A 14093-nucleotide genomic window follows, 5' to 3' on the forward strand; every position below is an offset into this window, starting at 1 on the left:
CCCCGTTGATCCATTCGCTGAGTGCGTGGAGGTGGGTCGATGCATCGGGTGTGATGGTCATGCCGTCACTTTCATGAGTTCACACCTGGAGTGGTTTCCGGTGAGGTGGCGAAAGGTTGATCAGGCCGGTGGGTCGAGGCTCTCCGTCGCCGGGACGGCAGCGGCGTCGAAGTCCGCGACCGAAGTCGAGCGAACTCGCTGCCACGCGTGCCAGAGGAACCACGTCGAGAGAAAGGCACCTACCACGGTGCTCGCGACGAAATCGCTCGCGGTTTCAGTGAGGGCATGCACGTGGGGTTCCCTCAATTCCAGGTGGTATCGGGCAATCCAGAGGGGAATGGCACCGAGAATGATGGAGACTGCCATGAGGGCGAAAAAGGTTGCTGCCCAGCGTCCTCCGCTCGCGTGATCAATGTCGGCGAACGACCATGCCAGGCACAGGATGTATGCGCACACGGCGGAGATCAGTGCGGCGAGCATGTGCGCCGTGACCGGATTGTCTGTGAGCGCCGTCCATTTCAGGATCGAAAACAGTGTCGTCGTGGCCATGGTGGCCGCTGTTGCGATCAGGAGGAATTTCACGGCTTCGGGGTAACGCAGAAGCCTCGCGATCCGGCGCTGCGGCAGGGCGCACACGAGGGCCTGAGAGAGGATGGTCAGTGCCGAGTTCACGCTTGCGCTTTCCGGCGTGGGGGCTGGGGGAACATGTACGACGAAGGTGTCATGAGGTGCCCCGGCGCGGCATGACGAAGAGCCATCGTTGTCCGGCGGAGGTCAGCGCTGCGTGAATCGCCAGGGATCCACCGACTGCAACGCCGGCTACCAGGAGGGGGCCGAACACCAACAGCGCGTTACGGGTGAAATCGAAGCCGGCGTGAACAGCGGCGACCACGATGATGCCGAGAAGTACTTCGTGCATGAGGTACACCGGCAAGGTGAGTGTTCCGAGCTTTCTGAAGGGGGCGAATATCCGCAGTGCCTGCAGTTGCGATGTGAGAGTGATGCCTACGAGCAGACCCAAGGCGCTCAGGGTGATCGTCGCGGCGCCGACCGAGGTGATGTACCCATTGATGTGCAGGGCGTACGCGAGCGCGAAAGCGGTGCCGGAGAGCGCGAGACGTGTCACCGTCGTCGATGCGGCGGCGGCGCGGATCATCTGTTGCAGGTGCGTACCGGCGAGGAAGAAGAGGAAGAGTTCCATCATGTTTCCCCAGGTCCAGTCGACGCCTCCGATGCTGGGAGCGGTGAAGGCCAACACGATCGCACCGAGCAGTTGGACTCGATAGTCGATTCCGCCGAGTGCTTTCGTGAGCACCGTGTACACCGCGAGTGCGTAGAGGAACCACAACCCGCTGGTCGGTACGACCAGCGCAGTGATCAAGTTCAGTGGGCTCGAGGTTTCGTCGGTTCCTGCGGTGGCCGGAAAGGCGCTGAAGAACACGAAGCGCAGAACCGTCCACATGAGGTAGAGGTATGCCAGAGGCAGGACTCGCCGCCGGATCACCGTTGCCCACGGCAGTGATGTCACTTTGTGTGCGAAGAGTCCGGCGGTGAGGAAGAACAAGGGCATCCGAATCGGTTCCGCAACAGCGTTGATGTCGTTCCAGATCCCTGCGGCCAACCCGCGGGTGACGAGAAAGTTGGTGCTGTGCAGGAGGACGACCAACGCGATGCTGATCCCTTTCGCCAGGTCGACCCAGTCCACCCGCCCTGTGTGCGCTGCCGTATCGCCCGATTTCGGTTCGATGGTTCCGTCGTTGATTCGGTGCACCGGATCTTTCTCCTCGATGGTGTTGTGCGGACGTGACTCTCATGTACTTGGCGGCGGTCGAACACCCGCCACAACTTTACTCTTACGTTATAGTAGGTTTACCGAGCGTCCGGAGCGTCCTGGTGCCATTTCGCCGACCGCCGAGAACGGGGGCCGCCGGGTGGCGAGTTCCGGTTTCTCGACCACACGGCGAGCCCCGGACGTGAAGTACCGCCATATTCGTTGCGCTACAGCACAATTAGGCGGTAACCGAGCGCAGACGGCGTCCACCCATCTCAATGCGATGAAGTGAGGGTTCCGCTGAGCCCTCGGTGACGCTCGAGGCTGGCGCCGTCGAGGCCGATGATCTCGACGTGCTTTCCCTTCGCTTCGTACTTGTGCTGAATGGCATCGAGAGTGGCGACCGTCGAGGCATCCCAGATATCGGCACCGGTGAGATCGATGATCACGTTCGCCGGATCGTCGACGTAGTCGAACTGATAGACCAGATCGTTGCTCGAAGCGAAGAACAGCTCCCCGGTCACCCGATAGACGCGGGTATCGACCAGGCCGTCCTCGTTGGTGTCCGCTTCGGACACCTTCTCCACATTCGTCAGATGCGCGACGCGGCGGGCGAACATCACCATCGCCGTCAACACACCGACGATCACGCCGTAGGCGAGGTTGTGTGTGGTGACGGTGACGATCACGGTGGCGGCCATGACGAGGGTTTCGCTACGCGGCATGCGGCGCAGGGTCTTCGGGTGCACACTGTGCCAGTCCATGGTTCCGACGGAGACCATGATCATCACCGCTGCGAGTGCGGCCATCGGGATCAAGGCGACAACGTCACCGAGTCCGACGACGAGGATCAGCAAGAACACTCCGGCCAGGAACGTCGAGATGCGGGTGCGGGCGCCGGATGCTTTGACGTTGATCATGGTCTGGCCGACCATCGCGCAGCCGCCCATGCCGCCGAAGAATCCGGTCAGGACGTTCGATACTCCCTGCGCCCACCCTTCGCGGGTCTTGTTCGAGTGCGTGTCGGTGATGTCGTCGACCAACTTCGCCGTCATCAGCGATTCGAGGAGGCCGACCAGCGCCATCGCCAGCGCGTAGGGAGCGATGATGGTGAAGGTGTCGACGGTGAGCGGCACATCAGGAAAGAACAGCGACGGCAGGCTCGACGGCAATTCGCCCTCGTCCCCGACGTCGGGGACGTTCAACGCGAAGACCACCGTCGCCGCGGTCAACAGCACGATCGCCACCAGTGGTGCCGGTACTGCGGTGGTGAGTTTGGGGAGCAGGATCATCACCAGCAATCCGACTCCGACCATCGGATACACCATGGCGGGGACACCGATCAGGTGTGGAAATTGGGAGGTGAAGATCAAGATCGCCAGTGCGTTGACGAACCCGATCATCACGCTGCGCGGGATGAAACGCATCAACTTGGCAACACCGAGGACACCGAAGGCGATCTGAAAGATGCCGGCCAGGATGACGGTGGCGATGAAGTAATCCAGTCCGTATTCACGTGCGACCGGCGCAATGACCAGGGCTATCGCACCGGTAGCGGCGGAGATCATCGCCGGGCGGCCTCCGAGGAATGCGATGGAGACGGCCATGACGAAGGATGCGAACAGCCCCACACGGGGGTCTACGCCGGCGATGATGGAGAACGCGATCGCCTCGGGAATCAAGGCGAGGGCAACGACCAATCCGGCGAGGACCTCGGTTTTGAGTAGTCGCGGTGATCGCAAGGCGCTCATGACCGTCGGTGCGGTCATCTGTGCGTCCCGAATGGTCGAGGGTGGTGAGGCATGTGCTGCCACGATGCTCCGTTCACGTGTGAGCAGGAGAGTTCCTACTCGGCTGGGGTGGCGCGTCCGTGCGCCGGGGATGCGTGCGGCAAACCTGGGAATCACCTGGCCGCGGCCGCCTGGACAGGCGACGGGGTTGACCGAGAACGGCGAACCCTACTCTTACGGAATGGTAGAGTTTCGTTGCCGGATAGGCAAAATAGTGTGACCCGCCCCACCGTGCCGTGAAGAAGATCGGGGCATGTGAGTAACCCGCATCCACGTTCTCGCAGTACTGGGCGCAGCTGCTGCGCATGACCGTGACCGAAGGGGACAACGATGGCGGCGGAGAATGTGGAGAAGCTTCATGCACTGCTACGTGCGCTGGAGACGGTGATGGTCACGACGGTCGACGATCAGAACCGGTTGATCAGCAGGCCGATGGCCTTGCGGGTGGGCGATTTCGGCGGAACTTTGTTCTTCCTTGCTCCGACGAACTCGCGCATCATCTCCCACATCGCCGCGAGATCGGCGGTCAACATATCGTTCACATCGGCGAACAGTTCCGTATCCCTCACTGGTACTGCGGATTTCACCACCCATTACAACAGTGTGGCCGAGCACTGGCACAGCATGCTTGCCCCGTGGCTCCCCCGCGGAACCACCGGGGCGGCGCTGATCGAGGTCACCATCGACGAGGCGAGATTCTGGAGCGTTCCCCACGGTTCGGCAGGAGCTACCGGCGCCTAGCGCTCGCCTGTCACCGCAATTCAGCCGTGTCGAATCGCCGGAATATCAAGTGCGCAATAATAGTTCACAGACCGGAGGCCATCCGGATATCTGGGCGGAGAGTCTCGACCCGCCCTGGTGCGGGGCCTACTCCGTCGGCGCGCTCCCGGATCAGAGAGATGCCGGCGACGATGAACCCGAGGTCGTGCTTCGCGCTGCGAGAAGTTCGGTCAGTTCCTCGGCGTACGCCAATTGCCGCCGAAGCGTGGTGCAGCTCTCCGAGGCCTTGCCGTGGCATTCGTTGATGAAGTCCTCCGCCTCGGAGCGCTCTTTCTCGGTAGCCGAGTCGTCGTTGACGACGTCGAGCGCATCGAGTAGGCCTTTCATTTCGGCGAGGGTGAATCCGAGTGGCTTCATACGCCGAATAACCAGTAGGCGTTCGACATCGGCTTCGGTGTAGAGACGGAAACCGCCGACGCTTCTCTCCGAGGGAACGACCAATCCGACGTCGTCGTAATGCCGCACGGTGCGGATGGACAACTCGGTGCGGTGCGCGACCTGTCCGATCTGCATATGCATGCCGTCGTCGTCACCCATCGGTGCACCTCCACATCCATCTACCCGGCCCTGAATGACGGGCAGATGTTTGCGCCCGCGCTCGGTGACCACTCTAGCGAGCACCCGCATCGGACCAGACCTGCCGGACGGAACGCGAGGTGCGAGCCACCAAACTCTACTGTAACGTACGGGTAGAGTTGCCGTCCTGAGTTGATCGGCGAAAACCCGAGGAGATAGTTCGTTGCCTGTTCCATCGCTGACGTCACCCCGCTGGGCACCTGTCACCATTGCCATGGGTACCGCATTCTCGATTGCGGTGGTCGCCGCGTACTCGATCATCGCAGTCAACGGATATTTGATGGATCTGTCCGTTTTCCGTGACGCAGGACTGGCTTTCACATCAGGGTTGCCGCTGTATTCGGAAGATTTTCCGAGCTCGTCCGGGTTCCGGTTCATCTACTCGCCGTTCGCGGCGATAATTTTCGCGCCGATGGCGTGGAGTGATCCCGTTGTCCTGCAGGTGATATGGACATCGATCAATATCGCGCTGGTGTGGTGGATCCTGAAAGTCGTCCTGCGCCAATTGTCGATACCGCGGCCATCTCTTGTGGCTGCGGCGCTGACTGGTGTGGCGCTGGTCCTCGAGCCGGTGCGCTCGAACCTCGGGTTCGGGCAGGTCAACATCGCGTTGATGGCGTTGGTCGTCGCCGATTGCTGCGGCGCTCTGCCCCGCAGATTCAGAGGAATCGGCATCGGAATTGCCGCGGCCATCAAGATCACTCCCGCTGCCTTCGGGCTCGTCCTGCTCGTGCGGCGAGACCTACCCTCGATCGCCCGCGCCCTCGGCGCGTTCTTGGTCACCGTCGGTATCGGTTTCGTGTGTCTGCCCAAGGATTCAGTGTGGTTCTGGGCGACGGAATTCTTCCGCAGTGACCGCGGCGGTGCGCACGAGTTCTTCCGCAACCAAGCCGTCACCGGACTGTTGGCCCGACTCGGCGCCCAGGGCATGCTCAAAGATGCTATCTGGCTGCTGATCGTCGCCATGATCATCGCCGCCGCAGCCTACGCAGGGCACCGCTTCACGCGCAGCGGGGAACCTGTCCTCGCCCTCGGGGTCGTCGCGCTGGCGTCGCTGCTCGCGGCACCGATCGCGGTCACTCACCACTGGGTGTACGTCATCATGCTGATCCCCCTCGGGGTGGCACCGCAGTACCGATCGTGGAGGCCCCTCATCGCCGTTGCCGTCACAATTTTCGCCATCGGCCCCTATTTCGTCCTGAGATGGACGTTCCCGGGGGGATGGGCTGGTGAACTTGTGCAGCAGGTGATCGGAAACGCCCAACTCCTGACTGCGCTCGTCCTCTTCGTGTGCGCGGTGCGTGTCGCTGCGACCCGGGACCGCACCGGCTCCGATGCAGCCCCTGCTCCCGCATCCGTATCCCGTCAGGATGTGGAAGAAGCCGTTCCTTCTCCCGTGTGAGCAGGTGAAGAAACGGCCCCTTCGGTGAGGATGGGCTGGCGTCAGTGACCGCCGCCGAGCTTGCCGGAGAGCCGATCCAACCGCTCGAGGCTGGCGCCGTCGAGGCCGATGATCTCGACGTGCTTTCCCTTCGCTTCGTACTTGTGCTGAATGGCATCGAGAGTGGCGACCGTCGAGGCATCCCAGATGTCGGCACCGGTGAGATCGATGATCACGTTCGCCGGATCGTCGACGTAGTCGAACTGATAGACCAGATCGTTGCTCGAAGCGAAGAACAGCTCCCCGGTCACCCGATAGACGCGGGTATCGACCAGGCCGTCCTCGTTGGTGTCCGCTTCGGACACCTTCTCCACATTCGTCAGATGCGCGACGCGGCGGGCGAACATCACCATCGCCGTCAACACACCCAAGATCACGCCGATCGCCAAATTGTGAGTACCCACAGTCGCAGCGACCGTCACCACCATCACCAACGTCTCACTCTTGGGCATCAGCTTCAGAGTGCGCGGATCGATACTGTGCCAATCCATGGTTCCGACGGACACCATGATCATCACCGCAACCAGAGCGCCCATCGGGATCAACGCGACGACGTCACCGAGCCCGACGACGAGAATCAACAAGAACACACCGGCCAGGAATGTCGAGATGCGCGTGCGGGCACCGGAGACCTTCACGTTGATCATCGTCTGCCCGATCATCGCGCAACCGCCCATGCCACCGAAGAACCCGGTGACCAGGTTCGCCACACCCTGCCCCCACCCTTCGCGGGTCTTGTTCGAGTGCGTGTCGGTGATGTCGTCGACCAACTTCGCCGTCATCAACGATTCGAGGAGGCCGACCAGCGCCATCGCCAGCGCATACGGCGCAATGATCGTCAGCGTCTCCATGTTCCACGGCACATCAGGAAAGAACAGCGACGGCAAGCTCGACGGCAATTCGCCCTCGTCCCCGACGTCGGGAACGTTCAACGCGAACACCACCGTCGCCGCAGTCAGCAGCACGATCGCCACCAGCGGCGCCGGCACCACCGAGGTCAACCGCGGCAGGAAGATCATCACCAACAAGCCGACTCCGACCATCGGATACACCAAAGCCGGAACACCGATCAGATGCGGCAGCTGCGAAGTGAAGATCAAGATCGCGAGCGCGTTGACGAACCCGACCATCACGCTGCGCGGGATGAAACGCATCAACTTGGCGACGCCGAGAACGCTGAGCACCACTTGGAAAATGCCGGCCAGGATGACAGTGGCTATGAAGTAATCCATCCCGTACTCACGTGCGACCGGCGCTATGACAAGCGCTATCGCACCGGTAGCAGCGGAAATCATCGCCGGGCGGCCCCCGACGATCGAGATGGTGACCGCCATCGTGAACGAGGCGAACAGCCCGATCCGCGGATCGACCCCGGCGATGATGGAAAAAGAAATTGCCTCGGGGATCAACGCGAGCGCGACGACCAGTCCGGCAAGGACCTCGATCTTGAGCCGGCGAGGTGAACGCAACGCCGCACGCACAGACGTACCAGCCTCCCCCGCCTCTCGCACCTGCGGGGCCGTACCGCCCGTGTTCTGGGCCATCACATTGCTCCATCCGATTCCGCCCACGTTCGAGCGCGGAATCAATACGTAATTTTCGAGGCTGCAAGCGCCTACGAATCGGATTTACCTGTGCACACCACCGCGCTCGGCAGCGCACAAACACAGAGGCACTCTACCCTCACAAGAGAGTAGAGTGCCTACTGGAAATTCTCGGTCGCTACCACCTGCCATCCGTCTACCGGCTGCTGCACCCGGCACGGAAGGTTCCCGATCCGGCACGCTCATCCCAATCAGGTTCATGCTCGTCATGCAGGAGGTTGGACGATGTGCGCGACGATGTCCGGGAAGCTGGGCATGTTGAGTTGAACGGCACGACGGGCCCGTCGATCGATCTGATCGAGCTTTTCCTCGGTAGCCACGAGGCTTACGCGGAGACCTTCTGCTTCACCGATCCAGCCTTCGCTGTCCGCCTCGGCAATTCGGGCAGCAAGGTTGTCGCGTATCTCAATGAGCCGGAAACGCTGTGCGGGATCCACACGCAATACGGGGCACCGGATGCAACTGTGTTCATGCTGGCAGCTGGTGCCGTAGGCGCGGCCGCATTCGCCGAGGGCGAGTTTGCGGCGCTCGAAGTGTCCGAGAAACTCATCCCATTCGGCATCTGTCGGGGTGCGGTACTCCTCGCTCGGGCGGAGGGCACGTCGGCGCGAGATGAAGGCGCGGTGACCGGTGATCGCTTCCTCCGGGTAGATGGCTTTGTATCCCATGGTCGTGTTGATGTCCTTGTGCCCCAACAGAACTTGAGCGATATGCGGAGGCATGCCGTTCATGATGGCGTCGGTGGCGAAAATTCGGCGCAGATCGTGGGGCTGGAAGTACAGTGGTTCGCCTGCTGCGTCCTTCACTCCTGCCGCATCAATGAGTTCGGTCAGTGCATTGCGGATCAAACCTGCGGATACCGCACGGTGGTGACCACCGCATTTCCATTGGAACAAGAGTGGGGCGGGTGCCACCCAGATGCGTTCGTTCCGGTCGTAGAGAGGCACAAGAGGAACCCCTCCGTCCGCGCCGCGTATTCGGGACACGATTGTCGACAGCATGTCGGCGAGGTCCGGGCTGACCACAAGTAGGCGTTCCTCGTCTGTCTTCGAGGGTGCTATCTGCAGTAGCGGGATGAGCTCTCCGGTGGAGGGTAATCGATATTGGGTAATGCTGTGATGGCTGATTTCAAGCATCTCTTCTATCCGAACGCCTGTGTGTCGCAGGACTTCCACAGTTGCCAGAGCCCAGAATGCCCGGTTCTCGGCTTCCCGAAGCCGGATAGCTCGTCCCTCGAAGTCGTAGATCACCGGAACGCCGTCAGCGCTTGCTTTCAACCATGGGTCCGACTTGGTGTAGGTCTTGCCGAGGACGGTGAATTTGGAGCCCGGCGATGCCGCGACAGCGGCCTCGAGGAGCATCTTGGCGTCATGGGCTCGTTGTTCTGCGATACGCACCAGTTCAGGCAGTCGAGGTAGTCGCTCTCGTGTGCGCTGATCCATGCGTGCTTTGCGTCGGCGTCCGATCTTCTTCGCGCTCGTCTCTCCTGGGCCGATCGGACACGGCACTACCCACCTCGCCCACCGTGCGGGGTCCAGTGCTGCCCACGCCGCCAGGTCGAGATAGAACGCGCGCACAGCTGTCAGCATGTCGGTGTAGTTCATTCGTGGACTACGGGTCTCGGCGTACGTTCCGTCGGGGAGTCGGCGGCGGCTGACCTTCCAATGCATGCGTTCTTTCCATGCCTGGGCTACGCCGCGGTCGAGTTGCAGCGAGTTGATTCCGGGATGGGTGGTCTCCAGGTTTTTCCAGAAATGCAGCGCCAAATGTCGTGAGAGATTGTCGAGCGTCGTGTAATCCAGCGAAGGGTGACGTTCGGACAGATAGTCCACGAGGAGATTCCGGACGTCGGCGTTTGCGATGTCGAAGCGATCGACGAGTTCTGCGACGGTGCTCTGTCCTCGATACACCGTGACGAATCGTAAAGTCGGTGGCGCGTCTGGTGGGAAGATCCCGATGTCGTGGAGAAGTTTGTAGAAGAGGTAGCGCGTTTTACCTCTCGAACATACGGCGAGCTCCGCCTGGCGAAGTTCGACGCAGTCGCCGACGGTGATGTCGGATAGGCCGCCGCCTTTGGACAGGATCAACATGGAGATCTGCCATCGTGCAGTTCGACCTTGCATTGCTTGGGCAGTCTCCGCACCTGCCGCGGCCTCCAGTCGTTCGAATCCTTTCGGATCTCGGCTGATTGCCGCCCAGTCGCGCCAGTAGTGCGACCGGTGCAGTTGGACCACGAAACGTAAATCGGGGCGAATCAGATCCGCGACGAACAATCCGATCAGGGCATGCGTCAGGACTGTGGGCCGAACCGATTGCACTCCCTGTTCGTCCATCCACGTTTCCGGTATCGAAACCCATCCGAGACCGTGTTCGGCGACGCAACTGCCGTTCCAGCGGTCTTGCCAGCTCTTTCCTGGAAACGAATTCAGCCACCGCAGAAGCATCCCCGCACCTCGGACAGCATCGCGCTGAAAGTTCTCGCTACCCGGAGCCCGGATCATGAGTGCTTCCACCCGCTTCAGTGCGGCCGCTCGGCCGAGTTCAGTCGTCTTCCACGACGATGGCACCACACGCGGTGGATACCGATCGAGGAGTGTGTCGATGACACTGCGATTCGCACCTTCGCGGGCATCGACGTTCAGGCTCCAACTGGCAGGCGCTTTGGAGACACGTGCAGAAACCATCAGCGTCGACCTCCGAAAAGTACGTCCAACACTGCCGGGTTGTAGCCCGGCGCTGGCGGTGCGTGCAGCGATTGGGTGTTGCCGGTGTATCGAGCATGGTGGGCTCGTACGTGCGCGAAAACTTCGTCGCGGCTCGGGGTCAGATACAGCTGAGTGGTTGTCAGGTGCGCGTGGCCCAGGATCCATTGCACATCGGACAACGGCATGTCAGGATCGCTCGTCATCCGAAAGGCTGCGGTGTGGCGCAGGTCGTGAATGGTCCAATTGGATCCCAACATCGACTGCGCCCGTGAGAACATCGCGCGCGCTCCCGAATACGACAGCTGCCGCCACGGCCTGCGCAACGTCATCCACAAGGGATGATCGCAGCCGTGAGGGGCATCCTTTCCCCAGGCCTCTTCTTGATAGATCCGCAACCACACGAATGCATCTGGCGACGCCGGCAACTGTTGGACCTCCCGGGTCCCCTTCCTTATTACGGTGATCAATTGCTGGCCCGGGTCCGCACTCTTCTGGGACATCGACAGGAGCTCGTCGGCGCGGGCGCCGGTCGAAACCCAGAAGGCCAACATTGCCCGATCTCGGTTAGACGACAACGCCGCGAATAGTTCGTTGAAACGGTCGTCGGGAATGCGCTTGGGTATCCGTTTCGGAACCTTGGGTCTGTATCGCCCCTTCCGCTCGTTACGAAACGGATCCTGCGGATCGTGATGCGCGTTCGACCGAAAAGCGCGGGGCGAGCGATCCACCGGGAACGGATTGACGACCGGCCCGGCACCGATGCTCATCTGAAAATCGTAGAACGCCCGCAACACCGTTTCCGCGTGCGCTCGAGTGGCCGGGGAGAATTTCTGTCCCTGCCGCGGCTTGCCGGTGACCTCGTTGACCACCCAATGACCACTCTTGGCCGCATTGCCCCCTACAGGTGTTGTGCCGGAGACTTTTTCGCCCCGCCTCCGCCAATGTTCACGCCTGGGTTTATCCGCAATCTTCATCCAACGCGCAAAATCACGGCCCTCCGCGGGAGTGGCTCTCTCCCATCCCACGTCGACCGCTGCGAGAAATCTCCACCACCGCAACAAGTCATGCCCGTACGATCGGATCGTCGCCGACGATCGGTCACACGCGTGAAGTTCCTCGAAAAATAGTGTCGCAGTGCCGATTACCTCACCCGACGCATCGAGCAACCTGTAGGGCTCTGCTTCGGAACCTGTCGAAATCAGCCGCCCCACGTCGGGAACGACCAGCCCTGCAAGATCAGCCCGGCGCATCTCGCTGCACATACTGAGGAAAGTATCAGCACAGCCCCTGACCTGCAATGATGCAATTCTTTAGTTCAGTTAATACGCCAGCGCTCCCCTGTCGGGGGCTGCCCGAGAGTGGCGAGCATCGGCGGCGCTGGCTTTCCGGCGGTGGCGCTCATACCGTCCACTGTGCGCTGGTTTGTACTGGTTTCGGCCGGTTTTCGGAGGTTGAGACAATAGTGAAATGAGCGAGACTGCAGAACCGGATGAGACTCAGGGGTGGAGCCCGGCCCCGGACGAGGGCCAGGCCGGCACGGTGATGACGAAGGACGGTCAGTGGGCGTACCGCTACAAGGACGGTGCGGAGCTGATCATGATGAAGATGCCGGAGCGTCCAGCCTCCACGTAGGCGTGTGCAGTGGGCCCGCACCGGACCCCTTTTGCCTTGGACAGGCTGGGTAGCGGGCCGCCGTTGTCTTGGACCGGCTCTGGTGACCACCTCGGTTTCGGCGAGGCGGCGAGCCTGCGGTAGATCACACCATTTGTCTCAGCGGGTTGGCCAGTCGCTACCGCTCTCCCATAGCGGGACTTATGTCTCCACTCTGCGTGCGATCGTTCTGATTTCGCGCGGTTTGCGGGAGAGACCGCTCGACATTTACTGAGCCCTCCGATCATCAGCCGTACTTTCACGTAGCTCCATACGCAGGCACCGAGTCAGCCGATCTTCTCGTCCCGGCCGCTCAGGGTCTATCCCGTGATTGTTGTCAAGCAGATACGCGTTGGGCTCGACGACTCGGCAGGCCGGACACTGCCATCCGCTCAGTACTGCGCCCTTCTGTATCCCGCCTGCGCAATCCCACGGTGCAGTCCACATCGCCGGGATCATGCGCTCTGTCCACTCGCGAACAGCAACAACATCGCCCAGTTCAATGTCGAAAAGCGTGAGCTGCGAGTCGTTCATCGCATTTCCTGGATCAACTCTGCTCCAGGCCCGAGCACTTCGTCTTCGTCAGTCGCATCCTTTGCCCCTCGAAGGGCAACCATGAGGCCGGCAACGCCCAACAGGCATGTCATCGAGGCACCTGCCATGAACAGAAGATCACCCACGCGAGGTACCGATTTCGCTTGCCGGACGGATCCACGAAATCCACGCCTCATGCTCGTCTGCGTGCAGCGGAACAGAACCCGGATCATCCGGGTGAGCGTCCGCCCACGCTGATTGTTCGGCCACAAGATCCGCCACCGTCGCCCACGTTTCCGAGGTACAAGGCGGATTCACAACAGCCGCTTTGGCGAGCGCTCGGCAGGTAGCTCCACTGAGACTGAGGAGCTCTGTGCCGCAAATCCCTCGATCCCAGATATACCGAGCGAGTTTGATGGAATCGGCATACCTCGCGGCCTCCTCGTACGAGGTATGGGTGAAGTCCACGTGGGTGGTCACTGTTGCACCCGCGGATAGCGACGACGCCGCTCCGAGGCGGTCAACCCACCCCAGACACCGAAACGCTCGTCGTTCGCCAATGCGAATGCCAAGCAGTCGACACGAACCTCGCATCCTGCGCAGACCCGCTTCGCCGGCCGGACAGCTTCTCCCGGTTCAGGAAAGAATGCTTCGGGATCAGTGCGTTGGCACACTGCCCGCTCCTGCCACTCGACATTCCCAGCAGTATCGCCCGGGTGAATCTCGGTGATGGTCATAGCAACCACGACTCCTCTACACATCGGCCTCTCGGATTGATGGGCGAACGGTAGCCGCGGACCTGGACAGCCTGAGTCGACGTCGTCATTGAAGCGAAAGTCGTACGATTCCCGAGGTGCATATTCAGGCACAACCACTCAGATGTGGCTCTCAAAGGAGACTGTCATTTCCAAGAAATTCGATCTTTCCAACGCCGATCTGTCCGGATCGAACAACGCCATCGGCAGTTCGGACTTCACTCAAAGCATCGGAACCCCCGCGAAGGGCGATCGCGAAACCCTCAAACAAGCGCTGATCGGTGCCGGCGTATCAGCCGAGAGCTTGGAAGAGCTTTTTCAGGCCATCGCAGACGATGACGCCACCGAGCCGGGGCAAGGATACGGATCTCGCGTCAAGCAGTGGTTGGACGAGCAAACCGCCGGCGTGCTGCCGGCTATCGCGACCGCTATCACCAATGCCATCTTGCTGTATCACGGGCTGCCAGTGAGCTGAGCCCTAGACAAC

13 protein-coding genes and 1 pseudogene are annotated in these 14093 nt (G+C 61.3%); 4 read left to right on the forward strand and 10 right to left on the reverse strand.

All coding sequences use genetic code 11. From position 1 onward, the window contains the following. Positions 1 to 120 precede the first annotated feature (120 nt). The 3 genes from G4D79_RS32315 to G4D79_RS32325 form a co-directional block, all read right to left on the reverse strand. Positions 121 to 672: a GtrA family protein gene (locus G4D79_RS32315; protein ID WP_214514835.1), complete on the reverse strand. Its 552-nt coding sequence runs from the start codon at positions 670 to 672 to the stop codon at positions 121 to 123. 49 nt (positions 673 to 721) lie between these two features. Next, positions 722 to 1771 (reverse strand): acyltransferase family protein, encoded by a 1050-nt coding sequence (locus tag G4D79_RS32320; protein ID WP_214514836.1) that lies wholly within the window; start codon positions 1769 to 1771, stop codon positions 722 to 724. A gap of 275 nt (positions 1772 to 2046) precedes the next feature. Next, complete coding sequence (locus G4D79_RS32325) at positions 2047 to 3540, reverse strand: SulP family inorganic anion transporter (RefSeq protein WP_011331654.1); 1494 nt, start codon at positions 3538 to 3540, stop codon at positions 2047 to 2049. A gap of 351 nt (positions 3541 to 3891) precedes the next feature. On the opposite strand from G4D79_RS32325, the gene G4D79_RS32330 reads away from it, so the two are divergent. Next, positions 3892 to 4302: a pyridoxamine 5'-phosphate oxidase family protein gene (locus tag G4D79_RS32330; RefSeq protein ID WP_214514837.1), complete on the forward strand. Its 411-nt coding sequence runs from the start codon at positions 3892 to 3894 to the stop codon at positions 4300 to 4302. A 150-nt stretch (positions 4303 to 4452) separates the two neighbouring features. Here G4D79_RS32330 and G4D79_RS32335 read toward each other — a convergent pair whose 3' ends face one another. After that, on the reverse strand, positions 4453 to 4878 hold the full coding sequence (locus G4D79_RS32335; RefSeq protein WP_214514838.1) for a MerR family transcriptional regulator: 426 nt from the start codon (positions 4876 to 4878) through the stop codon (positions 4453 to 4455). 253 nt (positions 4879 to 5131) lie between these two features. On the opposite strand from G4D79_RS32335, the gene G4D79_RS32340 reads away from it, so the two are divergent. Next, on the forward strand, positions 5132 to 6319 hold the full coding sequence (locus G4D79_RS32340) for a glycosyltransferase 87 family protein (RefSeq protein WP_102999574.1): 1188 nt from the start codon (positions 5132 to 5134) through the stop codon (positions 6317 to 6319). Positions 6320 to 6360: 41 nt separating this feature from the next. Here G4D79_RS32340 and G4D79_RS32345 read toward each other — a convergent pair whose 3' ends face one another. The 4 genes and pseudogenes from G4D79_RS32345 to G4D79_RS34870 form a co-directional block, all read right to left on the reverse strand. Next, positions 6361 to 7902, reverse strand: a complete 1542-nt coding sequence (locus G4D79_RS32345) for a SulP family inorganic anion transporter (RefSeq protein ID WP_064073728.1) — start codon at positions 7900 to 7902, stop codon at positions 6361 to 6363. 266 nt (positions 7903 to 8168) lie between these two features. Then, positions 8169 to 10646 carry a site-specific integrase gene (locus G4D79_RS32350; RefSeq protein ID WP_214514839.1) on the reverse strand — a complete coding sequence of 826 codons (2478 nt, stop codon included), beginning with the start codon at positions 10644 to 10646 and terminating at the stop codon, positions 8169 to 8171. Next, complete coding sequence (locus G4D79_RS34865; protein WP_197491354.1) at positions 10646 to 11434, reverse strand: tyrosine-type recombinase/integrase; 789 nt, start codon at positions 11432 to 11434, stop codon at positions 10646 to 10648. The genes G4D79_RS32350 and G4D79_RS34865 overlap by 1 nt, the downstream gene beginning before the upstream one ends. A 204-nt stretch (positions 11435 to 11638) precedes the next feature. After that, positions 11639 to 11929: pseudogene (locus tag G4D79_RS34870) on the reverse strand (site-specific integrase); the annotation flags it as partial. A gap of 205 nt (positions 11930 to 12134) precedes the next feature. Here G4D79_RS34870 and G4D79_RS32360 point away from each other — a divergent pair. Continuing rightward, positions 12135 to 12299: a hypothetical protein gene (locus G4D79_RS32360; protein ID WP_176450590.1), complete on the forward strand. Its 165-nt coding sequence runs from the start codon at positions 12135 to 12137 to the stop codon at positions 12297 to 12299. 690 nt (positions 12300 to 12989) lie between these two features. Here G4D79_RS32360 and G4D79_RS32365 read toward each other — a convergent pair. Both G4D79_RS32365 and G4D79_RS32370 read right to left on the reverse strand, forming a co-directional pair. Continuing rightward, the gene (locus G4D79_RS32365) at positions 12990 to 13331 is read right to left on the reverse strand and encodes a hypothetical protein (protein ID WP_064445094.1); all 342 of its coding nucleotides are present in this window, start codon (positions 13329 to 13331) and stop codon (positions 12990 to 12992) included. Further along, positions 13328 to 13588: a WhiB family transcriptional regulator gene (locus tag G4D79_RS32370; protein WP_064445093.1), complete on the reverse strand. Its 261-nt coding sequence runs from the start codon at positions 13586 to 13588 to the stop codon at positions 13328 to 13330. The genes G4D79_RS32365 and G4D79_RS32370 overlap by 4 nt, the downstream gene beginning before the upstream one ends. Positions 13589 to 13730: 142 nt before the next feature. Here G4D79_RS32370 and G4D79_RS32375 point away from each other — a divergent pair, with 142 nt between their 5' ends. Next, positions 13731 to 14081 (forward strand): hypothetical protein, encoded by a 351-nt coding sequence (locus tag G4D79_RS32375; RefSeq protein WP_214514840.1) that lies wholly within the window; start codon positions 13731 to 13733, stop codon positions 14079 to 14081. The last annotated feature ends 12 nt before the right edge of the window (positions 14082 to 14093 follow it).

Origin of the sequence: Rhodococcus sp. WY5, assembly GCF_018588185.1 — a bacterium.
Classification (GTDB): Bacteria; Actinomycetota; Actinomycetes; order Mycobacteriales; family Mycobacteriaceae; genus Rhodococcus_F; species Rhodococcus_F qingshengii.